Raw genomic sequence first — 15,894 nt, 5'->3', positions numbered from 1 at the left:
TCGGGCAAGTCGACCCTGATCCGCTGCATCAACCGGCTGGAAGTCGCCGAACAGGGGCGCATCCTGGTCGAGGGCAGCGACCTGTCCAAGGACAGCGCCCAGGCCGCCAGGGTGCGCCGCGAGATCGGCATGGTGTTCCAGCATTTCAACCTGTTCCCGCACATGAGCGTGCTGGACAACTGCAGCCTGGCGCCGATCAGCGTGCATGGCCTGAGCCGCCAGGCCGCCGAGGAGCGGGCGCGCCACTACCTGGCCAAGGTCGGCATCGAAAGCCAGGCCGGCAAGTACCCCAGCCAGCTATCCGGCGGTCAGCAGCAGCGCGTGGCCATCGCCCGGGCGCTGTGCATGCAGCCGCGGATCATGCTGTTCGACGAGCCGACCTCGGCACTGGACCCGGAAATGGTCAGCGAGGTGCTGGATGTGATGGTCAAGCTGGCCGACAGCGGCATGACCATGCTCTGCGTCACCCACGAGATGGGCTTCGCCCGCCAGGTGGCGCAGCGCGTGCTGTTCCTCGACGGCGGGCGCATCGTCGAGGACAGCCCGCCCGAGACCTTCTTCAATGCGCCGAAGAGCCCGCGAGCGCAGGCCTTCCTGACCCAGATCCTGCATTGAGGCGAGCGATGCCGCTGCAGCCGCCTAGCTGTTGGGCAGCAGGCGGCAGGTCAGCGACTTGATGTAGCGAGTTTCGGCGATGGCCGGGTGCACCGGATGATCCGGTCCCTGGGCGCCGCGTTCGAGCAGTTGGATGTTGCGATCGAGGTGGCGGGCGCTGGTCAGCAGGATGTTCTGCAGGTCGTCTTCCGGCAGGTGCATGGAGCAGGAGGCGCTGACCAGGATGCCGTCCTTGTTGAGCAGGCGCATGGCCGCCTCGTTGAGGCGGCGGTAGGCGGCTTCGCCGTTCTTCAGGTCCTTCTTGCGCTTGATGAAGGCGGGCGGATCGGCGATCACCACGTCGAAGCGTTCTTCGGCGCTCTTCAGCTCCTTGAGCGCGGCGAAGACATCGCCTTCGATGCAGGCGACCTGTTCCGACAGGCCGTTGAGTGCGGCGTTGCGCTCGACGCCGTCGAGGGCGAAGGCCGAGGCGTCCACGCACATGACTTCAGTGGCGCCGAACGCCGCCGCCTGCACGCCCCAGCCGCCGATATAGCTGAACAGGTCGAGCACCCGCTTGCCCTTGACATAGGGCGCCAGGCGGGCGCGGTTCATGCGGTGGTCGAAGAACCAGCCGGTCTTCTGGCCCTCGATCACCGGGGCCTCGAACTTCACCCCGTTCTCTTCCAGCGCCACCCATTCCGGCACCACGCCGAAGGCGGTGTCGACATAGCGCTCCAGGCCTTCGGCGTCGCGTGCGGCGGAGTCGTTCTTGAGCAGGATGCCGCTCGGCTTGATCACCTGGATCAGCGCGGCCAGCACCTCGTCCTTGCAGCGCTCCATGGTGGCCGATGCCAGCTGCACCACCAGAATGTCGAAGAAGCGATCCACCACCAGGCCTGGGAGCAGATCGGAGTCGCCGAATACCAGGCGGTAGCAGGGCTGGTCGAACAGGCGCTGGCGCAGCGACAGGGCGACATTGATGCGGTGCACCAGCAGGGACTTGTCCAGTACGTGCTTGACGTCGCGCGACAGCAGGCGGGCGCAGATCAGGTTGTTCGGGCTCATCGCGACCACGCCCAGCGCCTTGCCGCCGGCCGCTTCGAGGATCGCCTGATCGCCTGCGGCGAAGCCGTGCAGCGGCGTGGCGGCAACATCGATTTCGTTGCTGTAGACCCACAGATGGCCGGCGCGCAGGCGTCGATCGGCGTTGGCTTTCAGGCGCAGGCTGGGCAGGGACATGGGGGCTCTCCGGAAAAAGAGCGCGATTATAGCCGTTTCGCCGAGGGCAGGCGCGGGCCTGGTGGGCTTTCCCTGTGGTCGAGGTGTTTGCTGCTTGCTCGGATGGGGGGCAATCCGGCTACACTCTGGCCTTCTGCCATCCTTGTCGAGCCGTCATGGCCCAGCCCCTCTCCGCCGAACAGATTCAGCAGGCCCTGCAAGGCATCAGCGTGCCGCCGCAGCCACAGATCATGGTCGACCTGCAGATGGAGCAGGTCATGCCCCATCCCGACCTGAAGGCCATCGCCAAGCTGATCAGCCAGGATCCCGGCCTGTCCGGGGCGTTGTTGAAGATCGTCAACTCGCCGTTCTTCGGCCTGGCCAACCGCATCGCCTCGATCCAGCAGGCGGTCAACCTGCTCGGTTGCGACACGGTGATCAACCTGATCAATGCCCAGTCGATCAAGGGCGAGCTCAGCGACGAAACCATCGTCACCCTCAACCGGTTCTGGGACAGTGCCCAGGATGTGGCCATGGCCTGCCTGACCCTGGCCAAGCACATCGGCTACCAGTCGCCGGACGAGGCCTACACCCTGGGGCTGTTCCACAACTGCGGCATTCCGCTGATGGTCAAGCGCTTCCCCGATTTCATGACGGTGCTGGAAGAGGCCTATTACTGTGCCGGCAGCGAGATGCGGGTGGTCGATAGCGAGAATCGCCTGCTCAACACCAACCATGCGGTGGTCGGTTATTTCACCGCCAAATCGTGGAACCTGCCGCTGCACCTGTGCGAGGCGATTGCCAGCCACCACGATGCGCTGGCGATCTTCGGCGACGACTCCGACCGCGATACCCAGCTGAAGACCCTGTTGGCGATTCTGAAGATGGCCGAGCACATCTGCGAAAGCCACCGGGTGCTGGGCAATCAGGCCGAGGACCATGAGTGGCAGAGCATCGAGCAGCTGGTGCTGGAGTATGTCGGCTTGTCCGGGCACGACTTCGAACACCTGCGCGAGAGCATCCGCGAGCTGGGCAGGGCCTGACTTGCACTTGGCCGCGGCTGGTTTTCCGGTGGCCTGCTGCTACTGTTCCGCGGCGAGGATGGCGCTGGCCAATTCCATGTCGCTGGCCTGCAGCTCGGGATGCTCGGCGCGCAATCGGTGCAGCGCGGCTTCCAGATAAGGCCCACGGATTTCGCCACCGCTGGCGACATAGCTGCTGGCATCGTCGCGGACAGGCACGATCAGCTTGTCATCCTTGAAGGTCAGGTAAGTCGAGGCGGTGGTCGCCCCGGACGAGAGAATGTCGCGCACCAGATCGTCAGCGAATGTCGGGGCCGTGAAGGCGATGAGGACGGTAAGCATCAATGGACTGAAACGGCGCATATGAGTGACTCCGCAAGGTTTGCCTATGTATTAAGAGTCCAACTTGCTGCCAGGGGTTCAGTCAGGCCGATCAAGGGCGGACGTGCCAGGTGCGGGGAGGGTGCGCCGTTCTGCGTGGGAGCCATAGCGGGGGTCGCCACAAATACCGGCGCAACTCGTCCTCCGTAGGATGGCGTTGAGCGCAGCGATACCCATCGGGCGGTTTATGCCTGTACCCGCGGGCAGGGTGAGTATCGATGATGGGTTACGGCGCGTTTATTCTGCGGACAGCAGGTCAATTTGCGAGTGCCTAACCCATCCGGTCTAGCAATCCGCTTGCAGGTAGTACTGCTGCAGGCCCGGCAGCTGCAGGTGGCTGCTCTGGGCAAAACCGTGGCGCCGATACAGCGCCAGGTTGCGCGGCTCGCCGGTTTCCAGGGCGACACGCTGGCAGCCCTGCTGGCGCAGTTGGGCCAGGGTCTGGCTCAGCAGCCTGCTGCCGATGCCCCCGCCTTGCTGGGCGGGCGCCACGGCGATGAACTCGATGCGCGCGCTGTCGCGGTGGTTCAGCTGCTGTTCGAAGGCCTCGAGCAACTGGTCGAGCCGGGCCAGGCAGTCGGTGCCGCACTGCTGGCGGATCGCCCGGCCGATCTCCTCCAGGCTGCTGGCGCTGGGATGCTGTCCGGTCAGGCTGAAATAAGCGGCGCCGACCAGCTGTTCGGCCTGCCAGGCGGCGAGGATCGGCATGCGGTTGACACGGTGAAAGCGTTGATACGCCGCCAGATAGGCGCGGCGGCGTTGGGCAAAGCCCGGGCGCTCGGCGAACAGGTACCAACCGAGAGTCGGGTCGCCGGCAAAGGCCCGGTCGAGCAGGTCGAGAGCTGCGCCATCCTGCGCCACCGCAAGTGGTGCGAGATGCACAGCGCTCACTCGCCAGCTTCGACTTTCAGCAGCACGCCGTCCTGGCCAATCACCTTGACCTTGCTGCCGACCGGCAGGTCCGGGCCGCTGACCAGCCACAGGGTGTCGCCGGCCTTGATCTTGCCGTGGCCCGCGCTGATGGCTTCATGGAGGACGAACTGGCGGCCCACCAGTTCGCTGCCGCGACGGTTCAGCCCCGGTTGATCCGAGGGCTTGGCCGCGGTGCGCTGGCGGCGCCACCAGTACACCGCAGTAAGCACCGAGAGGGCGCCGAACAGGATGAATTGCACGGCCCAGGGCAGCTCCGGGACCAGGTAGGTCAACACGCCTACGCTCGCGGCGGCGATGCCGATCCACAGCAGGTAACCGCCGGCGCCGAACACCTCGAGGATCAGCAGCAGGGTGCCGAGGGCCAGCCAGTTCCAGTGCGACAGGTGCTGCAAGTAGTCCCACATCGCGCTTAACCCTGCTTATTACCGAAGGTGGCCTTGACGATTTCACCGATACCGCTGACCGCGCCGATCACCTGACTGGCCTCCAGCGGCATGAGGATCACCTTGCTGTTGTCGGCGCTGGCCAACTGACCGAGGGCGTCGATGTATTTCTGCGCGACGAAGTAGTTGATCGCCTGCACGTTGCCGCTGGCAATTGCCTCAGAGACCACCCGGGTGGCTTCGGCTTCGGCGCCGGCGGCGCGTTCGCGGGCTTCGGCTTCGAGGAAGGCGGCCTGGCGCTGCCCCTCGGCTTCGAGGATCTGCGCCTGTTTCTTGCCTTCGGCGGTGAGAATGGCGGCCTGACGCTGGCCTTCGGCCTCGAGGATCTGCGCGCGCTTGATGCGTTCGGCCTTCATCTGTCCGGACATGGCCGCCATCAGGTCGGCGGGCGGGCTGATGTCCTTGATTTCGATGCGGGTGATCTTGATGCCCCAGGGGGCCGTGGCTTCGTCGACCGTCTTCAGCAGCTTCTCGTTGATCGCGTCGCGCTGGCTGAGCATGGCGTCCAGCTCCAGGGAGCCGAGCACGGTGCGGATATTGGTCTGCAGCAGATTGCGGATCGCATGGTTGAGGTTGTTCACCTCATAAGCGGCCTGGGCGGCGTTGATCACCTGGAAGAAGCACACGGCATCGATCTGCACGGTGGCATTGTCGGCGGTGATCACCTCCTGCGGCGGAATATCCAGCACGGTTTCCATGACGCTGAGCTTGTGGCCGATGCGGTCCATCACCGGCACGATGATGTTCAGGCCCGGGGTCAGGGTGTTGGTGTAGCGGCCGAAGCGCTCGACCGTCCACTGGGAGCCCTGAGGCACCACTTTGAAACCCATAAAGACCACGGCCAGGGCTAGGCCGACGAAGAGAATGATGACGCTGCCGATTTCCATGAGGCGTATTTCCTTGCGGGGGCTTGTAAGACAACGGGCGATTGTATGCCTATAGCTGGCGTTTTGCCCGGGTGCCAGGCGGACTTGTGAATCAGTAGGTGTTGCGCTGCAGGGCGGCGAGCAATTTTCGATCCCGTGCATAGAGGTCGTTGCGCAGGATCAGCTCGCCGTCGGCGTCGACCGTGGCGGTCCAGTAGGCGAGGATGATCGGCAGGCGCTCGCGCATCGGGAATTCTGTGGTTTTGCCGCTGGCCAGCAGGCGTGCGATCTCGGCACAGTCAGCGGCCGGCAGCAGGGTGTCGAGCAGTTCGACGATGCCTTCTATGTGCACGCAACCGGAGCTGAAGGCGCGCGGCGACTTGCCGAACAGGTGCTGGCTGGGGGTGTCGTGCAGGTACACGGAAAACGGGTTGGCAAAGCGGATGACCAATTGCCCGAGGGGGTTATTCGGCCCGGCATCCTGGCGCAGGATGATCGCCCCGGGCTTCTGCCAGTCGACCTTGGCCGGGTCGAGCGGCGTGCCGTCGCGGTCGAGCACGCGCAACTGCTGGCGCTGCAGATAGCCGAGGTCGCGGCGGATCTGCGGCAGCTTGTCCTCGCGCAGGATGGTCGGCGGCACGGTCCAGGTGGGGTTGAGGGTCAGGCGGCTGACCAGTGACTTGAGCTGTGGTGTCTGGCGTGCCGGCCGGCCGACCTGGGCGCGGCCCTGCCACAGCAACTGATGGTCGCGGTAATAGCTGAGCTGGCCGCCGGCGATATCCACCAGCAGGGTTTCGGCCTCGATGTCGCCGGCCAGCCAGCGCCAGCGCTCGAGGTTGACCCGCAGTTGCTCCAGGCGTGCGGCCGCACTGGTATTCAGGGCGGTCAGGCTGTCCGGGCCGATTACCGCGTCGGCCTGCAGGCCATGGCGGGTCTGGAAGTGCTCCACCGCAGCCACGAGTATGGCGTCATAGTGGTCGCTGGCGGGTCGTTCATCTATATAGCCTTCCGCGGCCAGGCGGGCGACCAGCAGGGGAACGCGCGCATCGCGCATGTCCGGGCGCAGCAGGCGACCACTGGGAAGCGGCGTCCACTCGTTGAGTGGCAGGCGTCGGCGCTCGGCGTAGGCTTGGCGCAGCGCCTTATACTGGCGCAGAGCTGGACGCGCCGCGGCGAAGGCGGCCGGCAGGTCGTCGAGCCCCTGCCGGGCCAGGCTGAGCACGCTGGGGCGAGGTGTCGGGCTGAGGCTGTCGGGGGCCCGCCAGAAGGGCTCGATCGGTTCTTGCGCCACCCGCCCGTGCGCCAGATGCTGCAGGGCTTGCAGGTAACTGTGGCTGATCAGCAGGTCGGCGCAGGCGCGCTGCTGGAGATCTTTCGGCAGCGGGGCGCGCAGGTTGTCGAGCCGATACTCGCTCGGGTCGAGGCTGTCGTCGGCCAGTTGCTCCAGTTCGTGCAGCAGCGCCACGCGCCGGCTAGGCTCTTGCCAGAGCGGGAGGAATGCCTCTTGTGCATAGAATTCGTGGAGCAAACCGGAGCTCTGCAGCTCGGCAGCCGCGAGCGTCGAGGCGCAGGCACGGGGGGGCGGTGAAGCTCTGGCGGATCGCCTGGCTAGCGCCGTCGTCGACGCCGTAGGCCTGGGCCGTGAGCGCCAGCAGACAGCCGGCGGTCAGGTAATGTGCGGTTTTTTTGTACAATCGCGCCTTGCAGTCCATGATTCGCCAGTTCCGTGATTGCTCTATGCCGTCGAGTGGGGTGGTCGTCGGCGGCTCGTATTACGCCCGAGGCGATTGAAACAAGCGCTCGCCGAATGTTCGCCGCAGTGTACACAGGAGCTTCCTGCCCATGATCAAATCACTCCGCCGATTCGGCCTCACCCTGACCGGGTTGTGCCTGCTGGCGTCGCCCTGGCTGGCGGCGGCATCCGCCCCGCCACCGCTGTTCGACAGCCTGACGCGCGTAGCCCCCGGGCTCGATCGCCAGGTCCTCGAGCATGCGCTGGCGGCCATGCAGTGTGCGCTCAAGCATGGTGCCGAACCGGCGCAGCGCCTGGCGGTGATCGACTATGCGCAGCCGTCCACGGCGCGGCGGTTGTGGATCTTCGATCTGCAGCATCAACGCCTGCTGCTGAACGACCTGGTCGCCCACGGGCGGATGTCTGGCGAGAATCTGGCCACGCGCTTTTCCAACACCCAGGACAGTCATCAGTCCAGCCTGGGTCTGTTCCGTGCGGCGGAGAGCTACAGCGGCAAGCACGGTTACTCGTTGCGCATGGACGGGCTCGAACCCGGGGTGAACGACCGTGCCCGCGAGCGCGCCATCGTCATCCACGCCGCCAGCTATGTCGACCCGCGCCTGGCAAAGACTCAGGGCCGGATCGGCCGCAGCCTCGGTTGCCCGGCGGTGCGTCCGCAAGTGGCGCGGATGGTGGTCGACCAGCTCAAGGGTGGCCAGTTCATCTTCGCCTGGTACCCGGACCAAGACTGGCTGCAGGGCTCGGCCTACCTCAACTGCAAGTCGGCCCAGCTCGCCAGCTTGCGTTGACTGCGCGCGCAAGGCTCAGCAGCACTCGGCTAGTGGCCCGCAGATGCGGTTGCGGCCGTTCTGCTTGGCCTGGTAGAGGCGCTCGTCTGCGGCGTTGATCAAGTGCTCCAGTTGCATCTGTTGCCCGCGTGCAACCACGCCCAAGCTGGCGCTCAGGGCTACTGGGCCGGGCGTCAGGGTGGCGATCGCCTGACGCAGGCGCTCGGCCAGTAGCAGTGCCTCCTCCAGGCAGGTGTGTGGCAGAAGCAGCAGAAATTCCTCGCCCCCCCAGCGGGCCAGCAGATCGCCCGCGCGGCATTGCTCGCTGATCAGGCGGGCAGTGTTGATCAGGTAGTGGTCGCCCATGTCATGGCCATGCTGGTCATTGATGGCCTTGAAGTGATCGAGGTCGAGCATGATCAGCGCCAGTGGCTGGCCATGGCGAATGGCCTGGCTCCACAGGCTATTACCCTGTTCGAGGAAGGCCCTGCGGTTGAGAAGGCCTGTCAGTGGTTCGATGCGGGCAAGGTTTTCCGCCTCAAGGCGTGCCCGCTGGTGCCGGCGCATCTGATAGGCCAGGGCCAGGGCCAGCAGGGTGGCTTCCAGCAGAATGCCGATTTCCACCGCGCGGTAGGTCAGGGTGGTGAAGGGGATCATGCCCCATACGCTGAGGTCGGTCAGGGCGGTGCCGAGCATGCCGAACAAGGTGGCGGCGAGAAAATAGCGCGCCGCCACCTGGCCGCGTCTCAGGCTGACCAAGCCCAGTAGCACCATCAGCAGGCTGTAGACGAGCACGCTGAAGAAGGCCACCCAGAGGGCCTGGGCATGCCAGTCCAGGCTGGCGCAGAGCGCGAGGATCAGCAACGCGGCAGAGGCACCGTGCTTGACCGCGCGAGCCAGGCGAGGTGTATGGGTGTCCAGCGCTAGAAAATGACGGGCGAAGTGCAGGCCAAGCCAGGCTGTTGCGGTCATCAGGGCCGGGTTGACATAGCGCTTGAGGAACAGCGAGTCCGGCCAAAGCCAGGCGCCGGCATGGCCGGTGTAGGACAGGTTGAGCAGGATGAAGGCGCCGAGGTAGATCGAGTAGTTGAGGTTGTTGCGATCCTTGAGGCCGGCATAGAGCATCAGGTTGTAGGCCAATAGCGCCAGCAGGAATCCGTACAGGGCGCCGTAGCTGTACTGGGTGGCCGTTTGCGCCTGCTGCAGGTCGCTAGCGCTAAGCAGGCGTACAGGCAGGATCAGGGGATCTGCAGTGTAGACCTGTGCATAGAGTTCAGAGTCCCCCGGCGGCAGCTCAAGTTCCAGCAGATATCCCATCCCAGGAGCGGCCTGTAGGCGTTGCAACTGGCCATCACCGGCATGCAGTTGCTGCAGGAGCTGGCCATCGCCGAGCAGGTAGACGTCCATTTGGTCAATCCAGGCTTTGCCCAGTTGCAGGGTGCGTTTGAGCGGCTGTGCCGTGGGATTGTGCAGCGGCAGGTAGATCCAGTGTGGCGCAGTGCCGATGCCGAAGCGTGGCACCCGCTGCTGCGAGGGGCGGAACTCGCCGGCCTCACGAGCCACAATGGCGGCCTCAAGGCTGATCGGTTCGGCGCTGTCGAGCAGGCTGAGGTGCAGGCCAAGGGATTGCGTCTGCTCGTCGACGTCGGCCCAGGCCAGGGCATGGGGTGACAGGCACAGCAATAGCCAGGCACACCAGGTGGGCCAGTGCAGGCGGGGTGGGCTCGCGCTCATGGAGGCCTCGGTCATTTTGCCGCTAGTCTAGCAGCCTGTCGGATTTAACACTGTGGTGCTGCGCAAAAGCCGGATTTGGTCATTTTGGCGCTATTTTTCGTGGAATAGCGCCACTGTTCGCGGGCGGTCTCCCGCCTCAACAGGGCGCAACAAACTGCCTCAGCCAGAACTGTCGGGCCACGGACAGTCCCTCGCTAAGGCCGGTCATGCCCTGTGCGCGGCCAGCCGAACACTGGCATTGTGCCTGTCTCTCAGCGCTGTTCGCTCTGCGGCGTGACCCGCAGCACTTCCTCGATGGTGGTCAGACCCGCGGCGACCTTTTGCGCGCCGGACAGCCGCAAGCTGCGCATGCCTTCCTTGAAGGCATGGCGGCGCAGGGCGCTGAGGTCGGTGTCGGCGTTGATCAGCGGTTTGATCGCATCGTTGAGCTGCATGATTTCGTAGACCCCGGCGCGCCCGCGGTAGCCGGTATCACGACACTCCAGGCAACCCACGGCCTTGTGCGCAGCGGTCGGCAGCGGCGCGTTCCAGGGTTTGGTCAGGCTCTGCCAGTCGTCTTCGCCGAGCTCATGCGGCGCCTTGCAGTGCGGGCACAGGGTGCGCACCAGGCGCTGGGCCATGACCCCGAGCAGTGTGGCCTTGAGCAGGTAATGCGGCACGCCCAGTTCGAGCAGGCGGGTGATGGCGCTGGGCGCGTCGTTGGTGTGCAGGGTGGACAGCACCAGGTGGCCGGTGAGCGCGGCCTGGATCGCCATCTCGGCGGTTTCCAGGTCGCGGATCTCGCCGATCATGATGATGTCCGGATCCTGGCGCATCAGCGCGCGCACGCCGCTGGCGAAGCTCAGGTCGATGTTGTGCTGCACCTGCATCTGGTTGAAGGCGCCTTCGATCATCTCGATCGGGTCTTCGATGGTGCAGACGTTGACCTCGGAGGTCGCCAGTTGCTTGAGCGTGGTGTAGAGGGTGGTGGTCTTGCCCGAGCCGGTGGGGCCGGTGACCAGAATGATGCCGTTGGGCTGGCGAGTCATGTCTGCCCAGCGCTTCATGTCGTCCGGCGAGAAACCCAGCTGGTCGAAGCTTTTCAGCAGCACTTCCGGGTCGAAGATGCGCATCACGAGTTTTTCGCCGAAGGCGGTGGGCAGGGTCGACAGGCGCAGTTCGACTTCGCCGCCATCCGGAATCTTGGTCTTGACCCGGCCGTCCTGGGGTTTGCGCTTTTCCGCGACGTTCATCCGGCCCAGGCTCTTCAGGCGGCTGACCACCGCCATGGTCACCTGCGGTGGCAGCTGATAGACGGTGTGCAGCACGCCGTCGATGCGAAAGCGCACGCTGCCCTGCTCGCGGCGCGGCTCGATGTGGATATCGCTGGCGCGCTGCTGGAAGGCGTACTGGAACAGCCAGTCGACGATGTTGACGATATGCGCGTCGTTGGCGTCCGGTTCCTGATCCTGGGCACCGAGGTTGAGCAGCTGCTCGAAGTTGCCGACCCCGCTGATCTTGCTGTCGCCGGCGCTGGCGCCGCTGACCGACTTGGCCAGGCGGTAGAACTCCACGGTCAGGCGCTGGATGTCCGCCGGATTGGCCACCACGCGCTTGATCGGGCGCTTGAGCACGTGGGTCAGGTTGGCTTCCCAGCTGCGCATCAGCGGTTGCGCGCTGGCGATGGTCACCGCATCGGGGCCTACCGCCACGGCGAGGATCTTGTGCCGTTGGGCGAAGGCGTAGGACATCAGCGGGGTGATGGCGGCGACGTCGATCTTCAGCGGGTCGATGCGCAGGTAGGGCTGGCCGGCGAACTGCGCCAGCCAGAGGGTGAGGCTTTCCAGATCGAGCTTGTTGCCCGGACGGCTGAGGTCGTCGACCTGCTGGGCGGCGAGAAACTCCAGCGGATGCTGCTGATTGTTCACCGCGCTGCGGCGGATCGCCAGGCACTGCTCGGCGCTGTCCTGGTCGACCCGGCCCTGGGCGACCAGCTCGCGCAGCAGGTCGCCGAGCTCAAGGGCGCGGTCTTGGTTGGTTGCAGCAAAGGCGGGCATGCGGGCTCCTGGGTCTCTCTCGGCGCACGGCAGGCAGCAGTCAGAGCGCTGTCCTCCCATACCAGGCACTAGCATGCCCGAAACTGTTGACGAGGGCGAAGCGCCAAGCGTGATCGGTTACCCAGTCTGGCGCTCGCAGGCTATTGAGTCGCGAGCGCCGGCGCTCATTTGGACCGCGCGGGCTGGCGTACCGGCAGTTCGATGCGGAAGGTGCTGCCCAGGCCCACTGCGCTGTCCACGCTGAGCGTGCCGTTATGCTTCTGCACGATGCCGTAGGAAAGCGACAGGCCCAGTCCGGTGCCCTGGCCGATGGGCTTGGTGGTGAAGAAGGGCTCGAAGATCCGCGGCAGGACTTGCGCGGCAATGCCCTGGCCGCTATCCGCCACCTCTATCCAGACCCGCTCGGTCGCCGTACCGGTACGAATGCTGATCGTACCCCGCTCGGGCCCCATCGCCTGGGCGGCGTTGACCAGCAGGTTGAGGACGACCTGGTTGAGTTGCGCAGGCAGGCATTCGATCTCGCCGATGCCCGCGTATTGCTTGAGCACATCGGCCTTGTACTTGATCTCGTTGGCGACGATGTTGAGGGTCGAGTCGATGCCTTCTTCCAGGTTGGCCCACTGCCATTCCTGGTTCGAGTCGATCCGCGAGAAGTCCTTCAGGTCCTGGACGATCTGGCGCACCCGGGCGATGCCCTGCCTGGATTCGCGCATCAGCTGCGGGATGTCCTCCTTGAGGAAGTCGAGCTCCAGGCGTTCGCGCAGGCTCTGCAGCTTGGCCACCACCTCCGGTGAACCCACGGTCTGCTCCACGGCCTCGTATGCACTCAGCATCTCCAGCAGCCCCGCGTAATAACCCTCGAGCGTGCAGAAATTGGAGGAGATATAGCCGATCGGGTTATTGATCTCGTGCGCGACGCCCGCCGCCAGTTGGCCGATGGAGGCCAGTTTCTCGGCTTGCAGCAGCTGGCTCTGCAGCTGTTTGCGTTCGAGGATTTCCACCTGCAGCGCTTCGCTGGCTTGCCTGATCTCGTGGGTTCGCTCGACGACCTTGGCCTCCAGGTCGCTCATCTGCAGGGCCGCCTGCTGGGTCATTTCCCACTTGGCCGTTAGCGCATTGGCCAGTTGGCAGACCTCGATATTGTCGAAGGGCTTCTTCAGGATCAGCAGCCGATCGCGGCTGTCGAGGCGGTCGAGAACCTCTTCCCAGGAGTAGTCGGCGTATGCGGTACAGATCACTATCTGCAGGCGCGGATCTTCTTGCCAGAGTTGTTCGATGGTCTCGACGCCGTCCCAGCCCAGCGGCATGCGCATGTCGACGAAGGCCAGGGCGTAGGGGCGGTTGGCCCGCATGGACGCGCAGACCTTGGCCAGGCCTTCCTGGCCCTGGTAGGCCGAATCGAGTTCGAATTGCGGGGCGCCGGCCTTGAGCTCCTCGCCGAACAGCGCCGCCTCGACCGCATCCAGTTCGGCCTCCGTCCGGGTATCCAGCAGGAGGATCTTGCGGAAGTCCTCATGGATCGAGGGCGTATCGTCGATCAGCAGGATGCGTCGGTTATGCAGCGTACTCATAGGCTATCCAGTGTGGCTGCAATGGGTAATTCGAGCGTGAAGGTCGCCCCTCGATCCGGGCCGTCGCTGTGGGCCGTCAGGCTGCCGCCCATTTCCATGGCCGCCAGCGCGCAACTGTGCAGGCCGAAACCGTGGCCGTCCTTGCGGGTGGTGAAACCGTGGGCAAAGATCCGGGTGAGGTTCTCCGCCGCGATGCCTTCGCCATCGTCCTGCACACGGATCTGCACAGTGGTCTCGTCCAGCAGTCGTACGCTCAGGGTCAGGGTTGGCGACTGGTTAGCCGGGACCGATAACGCATCCTTGGCGTTGCTGATCAGGTTGACCAGGATCAGCAGCAGCCGATGCTTGTCGAGTAACAGCGGCGGCGTTGCGGCGAACGCCTTGATCACGCTGATCCGCTGGCGGTTAAGCGCCTCGGCGTGGATGCGCAGGGCATCCTCCAGCAAGTCGGCGAGCCGGACCGGTTCGATCATGCTCGACGCCCCCGCATAGGACTGCTGGGTGGCGACTATCTCCTTGATGTGGCCAATGCTCCTGGTCAGGTGCTCGAGTTCTTCGACTATGCCCTGCTGCTCGGCGGCGATGGCCTCGACCAACTGGTTCAGGTAAGCCGGCAGCAGCTTGCCCTTGGCGTCGTGGCTGAGGAAGTCGCCGAGGTCGGCGGAATGCTCGTTGATCAGCCGGACCGCCTTGGCCAGCCCCTGGGCCTTGGAGGCGCGCACCTTGCGGCTGACCAGCTCGGCGGAGACGTTGACGCTGTTGAGCACGTTGCCGACGTTATGCAGCACGTTGGTGGCGATTTCGGCCATGCCGGCCTGGCGCGCCGTGGCCACCAGGCGGCTCTGGGTCTGGCGCAGTTCGTGGGTGATGTTCTCGTTGTCGCCCAGGGCCGCTTGCAACTCCGCCGTGCGGCTGAGTACCTGCTCTTCCAGCATGATGGTGGTCTGGAACAGGTCGAAATCCGAGCCCTGGGCATTGGCGCTGCGTTCGGCACGGTCCATCAGGGCGCGGATGATCTTGTTGAGCCGGACGATTTCGCGCTCTGCGGCTTGCTCGGCTGTTGGTTCGCGGCACGCGGCTGACTCAGGCATCGTTGGTCTCCAGGGCTTGCGGGCCTATCGCTATGCCGACCAGCGTCTGATTGACATGTACGCCACGGAACTGTTCGCCGTAGGTGTTGAAGCCGACGCTGTTGTTCTGCAACAGGACTTCGCCGATGCGCTGTTTGTCGGGGCTCTGGGCAATTTCCAGTTTGCGTCCCATGCAATCACAGGCGAGGACGAGCAGTGGCGGGCCGATCTCGGCCCGTATCCCGGCAAAAGTCTGCTCCAGGTTCTGCAGGAGGTTCGCGCCCTGTGCCAGCCGCAGTACCAGCCCGTTTTCGATGGCGCAGAAGAACGTCAGGCTGCCATCCGGGTTGGCTTTCTGGACGGCGCGCACGTAGGTCGTGCCGCCGATCGTCAGTACCAGCGGCCAGGCTGCGAAACGCGCGGGGGCGAGATCGCAGACATCGATGCCGAGCATTCGCGCGTATTCCTGGCTCGCCGGCAGTCCATTGATTTCCTGGACGACGCGGGCAGCGGCATCGGCTTCGGTGACAACCAGGCGTTGGTCCGTGGTAACGAAATGCTGGGTTTTGAATATCCGGAAGGGCAGGCGCGAGGTCAGCAGAAGCAGGATGGCACTGTCGGAACAAAATCGGCCCTGCCAATAGACATGGGTCTTTACAAACTGCATGCCATCACCCGCCGAACCGCCGATCAATGGGAGCTTGCCCAGCGCGCGTTGGAATGCCCGGGTTACCGGTTCCTCCCGCCGCGACAAACCATCGACCAGCAGCAAGGCGAAGCCGTTGTCCGTGTCGCTGTGCGGCGCCTGGGCGTGCAGCTCTTGCAGCAGGCCCTGGGCGAAGGCCTGGCCCGCGTCGGCATCGAATTGCTGCAGATGCGCAAGATGGCCGCTGACAGCGCTGAAATGACTCGCCGCAAAGCTTGCCCCGGTCAGGCTGTGTTCCAGGCAACCGGCCGGCCCGATTTCTCCGGCCGTGGTGCAGCCGACGACTTGCACCCCGGCGAACAGACGCTGCATTTCGCCGCCGAGCACGTCCAGGTCGTACTCGCTGGAGCAGAAGAAGACCACCAGCGCCATGTCGGGTTGCACCACCCCGGCATGGAATTCCTGCACGGCCTGTTGCGCGTCGGTGGCGCAAGACTGCGCTTGGCGTATGCAACTCAGCTGCTCCATCAGACACTCCTTGTGGCAAAACGCATCGGCCGGGTCATTATGGCGCATCGGCGCGCGCGGCAGGGGTTGTCTCATGACCTGCCGGTACGGCCCGGGCGGGCAGCTCCAGGACGAAGACGGCGCCCTGGCCCGGTCCATCGCTATGGGCGGTCAGGGTGGCCTCCATCTCCATGGCCGCCAATGCGCAGCTGTGCAGGCCGAAACCGTGGCCGTCCTTGCGGGTGGTGAAACCGTGGGCAAAGACCCGGGAGAGGTTTTCCGCCGCGATGCCTTCGCCGTCGTCCTGCACGCGGATTTGCAGGTTGCCCGCCTCCAGCAGGCGCACGCTC

14 protein-coding genes and 1 pseudogene are annotated in these 15,894 nt (G+C 65.0%); 3 read left to right on the top strand and 12 right to left on the bottom strand.

Annotated features, from left to right (window positions below; translation table 11 throughout):
* Positions 1–615: amino acid ABC transporter ATP-binding protein (locus tag ABZE94_RS13715; RefSeq protein WP_372876067.1), on the top strand; the 615-nt coding region annotated here is incomplete at its 5' end.
* A gap of 24 nt (positions 616–639) precedes the next feature.
* Here ABZE94_RS13715 and ABZE94_RS13710 read toward each other — a convergent pair.
* Positions 640–1,836: a class I SAM-dependent rRNA methyltransferase gene (locus ABZE94_RS13710; RefSeq protein ID WP_372876066.1), complete on the bottom strand. Its 1,197-nt coding sequence runs from the start codon at positions 1,834–1,836 to the stop codon at positions 640–642.
* A 209-nt stretch (positions 1,837–2,045) separates the two neighbouring features.
* Between ABZE94_RS13710 and ABZE94_RS13705 the strand changes: the two genes are divergently transcribed.
* Complete coding sequence (locus ABZE94_RS13705) at positions 2,046–2,858, top strand: HDOD domain-containing protein (protein WP_372876068.1); 813 nt, start codon at positions 2,046–2,048, stop codon at positions 2,856–2,858.
* A gap of 39 nt (positions 2,859–2,897) precedes the next feature.
* Here ABZE94_RS13705 and ABZE94_RS13700 read toward each other — a convergent pair whose 3' ends face one another.
* The 5 genes from ABZE94_RS13700 to ABZE94_RS13680 all read right to left on the bottom strand — a co-directional run bounded on the left by ABZE94_RS13700 (position 2,898) and on the right by ABZE94_RS13680 (position 6,988).
* Positions 2,898–3,200 carry a DUF2388 domain-containing protein gene (locus ABZE94_RS13700; RefSeq protein WP_372876065.1) on the bottom strand — a complete coding sequence of 101 codons (303 nt, stop codon included), beginning with the start codon at positions 3,198–3,200 and terminating at the stop codon, positions 2,898–2,900.
* Positions 3,201–3,503: 303 nt separating this feature from the next.
* Positions 3,504–4,109 (bottom strand): GNAT family N-acetyltransferase, encoded by a 606-nt coding sequence (locus ABZE94_RS13695; protein WP_372876064.1) that lies wholly within the window; start codon positions 4,107–4,109, stop codon positions 3,504–3,506.
* Positions 4,106–4,555, bottom strand: a complete 450-nt coding sequence (locus tag ABZE94_RS13690; RefSeq protein WP_372876063.1) for an NfeD family protein — start codon at positions 4,553–4,555, stop codon at positions 4,106–4,108. The genes ABZE94_RS13695 and ABZE94_RS13690 overlap by 4 nt, the downstream gene beginning before the upstream one ends.
* A 5-nt stretch (positions 4,556–4,560) precedes the next feature.
* On the bottom strand, positions 4,561–5,481 hold the full coding sequence (locus ABZE94_RS13685) for an SPFH domain-containing protein (protein WP_372876062.1): 921 nt from the start codon (positions 5,479–5,481) through the stop codon (positions 4,561–4,563).
* A 91-nt stretch (positions 5,482–5,572) separates the two neighbouring features.
* Positions 5,573–6,988 carry a murein L,D-transpeptidase gene (locus ABZE94_RS13680; RefSeq protein ID WP_372876061.1) on the bottom strand — a complete coding sequence of 472 codons (1,416 nt, stop codon included), beginning with the start codon at positions 6,986–6,988 and terminating at the stop codon, positions 5,573–5,575.
* Positions 6,989–7,302: 314 nt separating this feature from the next.
* Between ABZE94_RS13680 and ABZE94_RS13675 the strand changes: the two genes are divergently transcribed.
* Entirely contained in the window at positions 7,303–8,001 is a 699-nt protein-coding gene (locus tag ABZE94_RS13675) for a murein L,D-transpeptidase catalytic domain family protein (RefSeq protein WP_372876060.1), read from the top strand.
* A 15-nt stretch (positions 8,002–8,016) separates the two neighbouring features.
* Here ABZE94_RS13675 and ABZE94_RS13670 read toward each other — a convergent pair whose 3' ends face one another.
* From ABZE94_RS13670 to ABZE94_RS13645, 6 genes and pseudogenes are all read right to left on the bottom strand, one after another.
* Complete coding sequence (locus ABZE94_RS13670) at positions 8,017–9,714, bottom strand: diguanylate cyclase (protein WP_372876059.1); 1,698 nt, start codon at positions 9,712–9,714, stop codon at positions 8,017–8,019.
* A gap of 251 nt (positions 9,715–9,965) precedes the next feature.
* Complete coding sequence (locus ABZE94_RS13665; protein ID WP_372876058.1) at positions 9,966–11,750, bottom strand: GspE/PulE family protein; 1,785 nt, start codon at positions 11,748–11,750, stop codon at positions 9,966–9,968.
* Between the two features lie 164 nt (positions 11,751–11,914).
* Entirely contained in the window at positions 11,915–13,321 is a 1,407-nt protein-coding gene (locus ABZE94_RS13660; RefSeq protein ID WP_372876057.1) for an ATP-binding protein, read from the bottom strand.
* A pseudogene (locus tag ABZE94_RS13655) lies at positions 13,318–14,196 on the bottom strand (sensor histidine kinase); the annotation flags it as partial. The pseudogene ABZE94_RS13655 and the gene ABZE94_RS13660, both read right to left, overlap by 4 nt.
* A 208-nt stretch (positions 14,197–14,404) precedes the next feature.
* The gene (locus ABZE94_RS13650) at positions 14,405–15,565 is read right to left on the bottom strand and encodes an FIST N-terminal domain-containing protein (protein ID WP_372876056.1); all 1,161 of its coding nucleotides are present in this window, start codon (positions 15,563–15,565) and stop codon (positions 14,405–14,407) included.
* A gap of 37 nt (positions 15,566–15,602) precedes the next feature.
* A partial coding sequence (locus ABZE94_RS13645; protein ID WP_372876055.1) for an ATP-binding protein occupies positions 15,603–15,894 on the bottom strand: 292 nt, incomplete at its 5' end.

It is taken from the genome of Pseudomonas sp. (assembly GCF_041601375.1).
In the GTDB taxonomy this organism is placed as follows: domain Bacteria; phylum Pseudomonadota; class Gammaproteobacteria; order Pseudomonadales; family Pseudomonadaceae; genus Aquipseudomonas.
The sequence above is the reverse complement of the archived record's forward strand: the minus strand, read 5'-3'. Positions and strand labels throughout refer to the sequence as shown.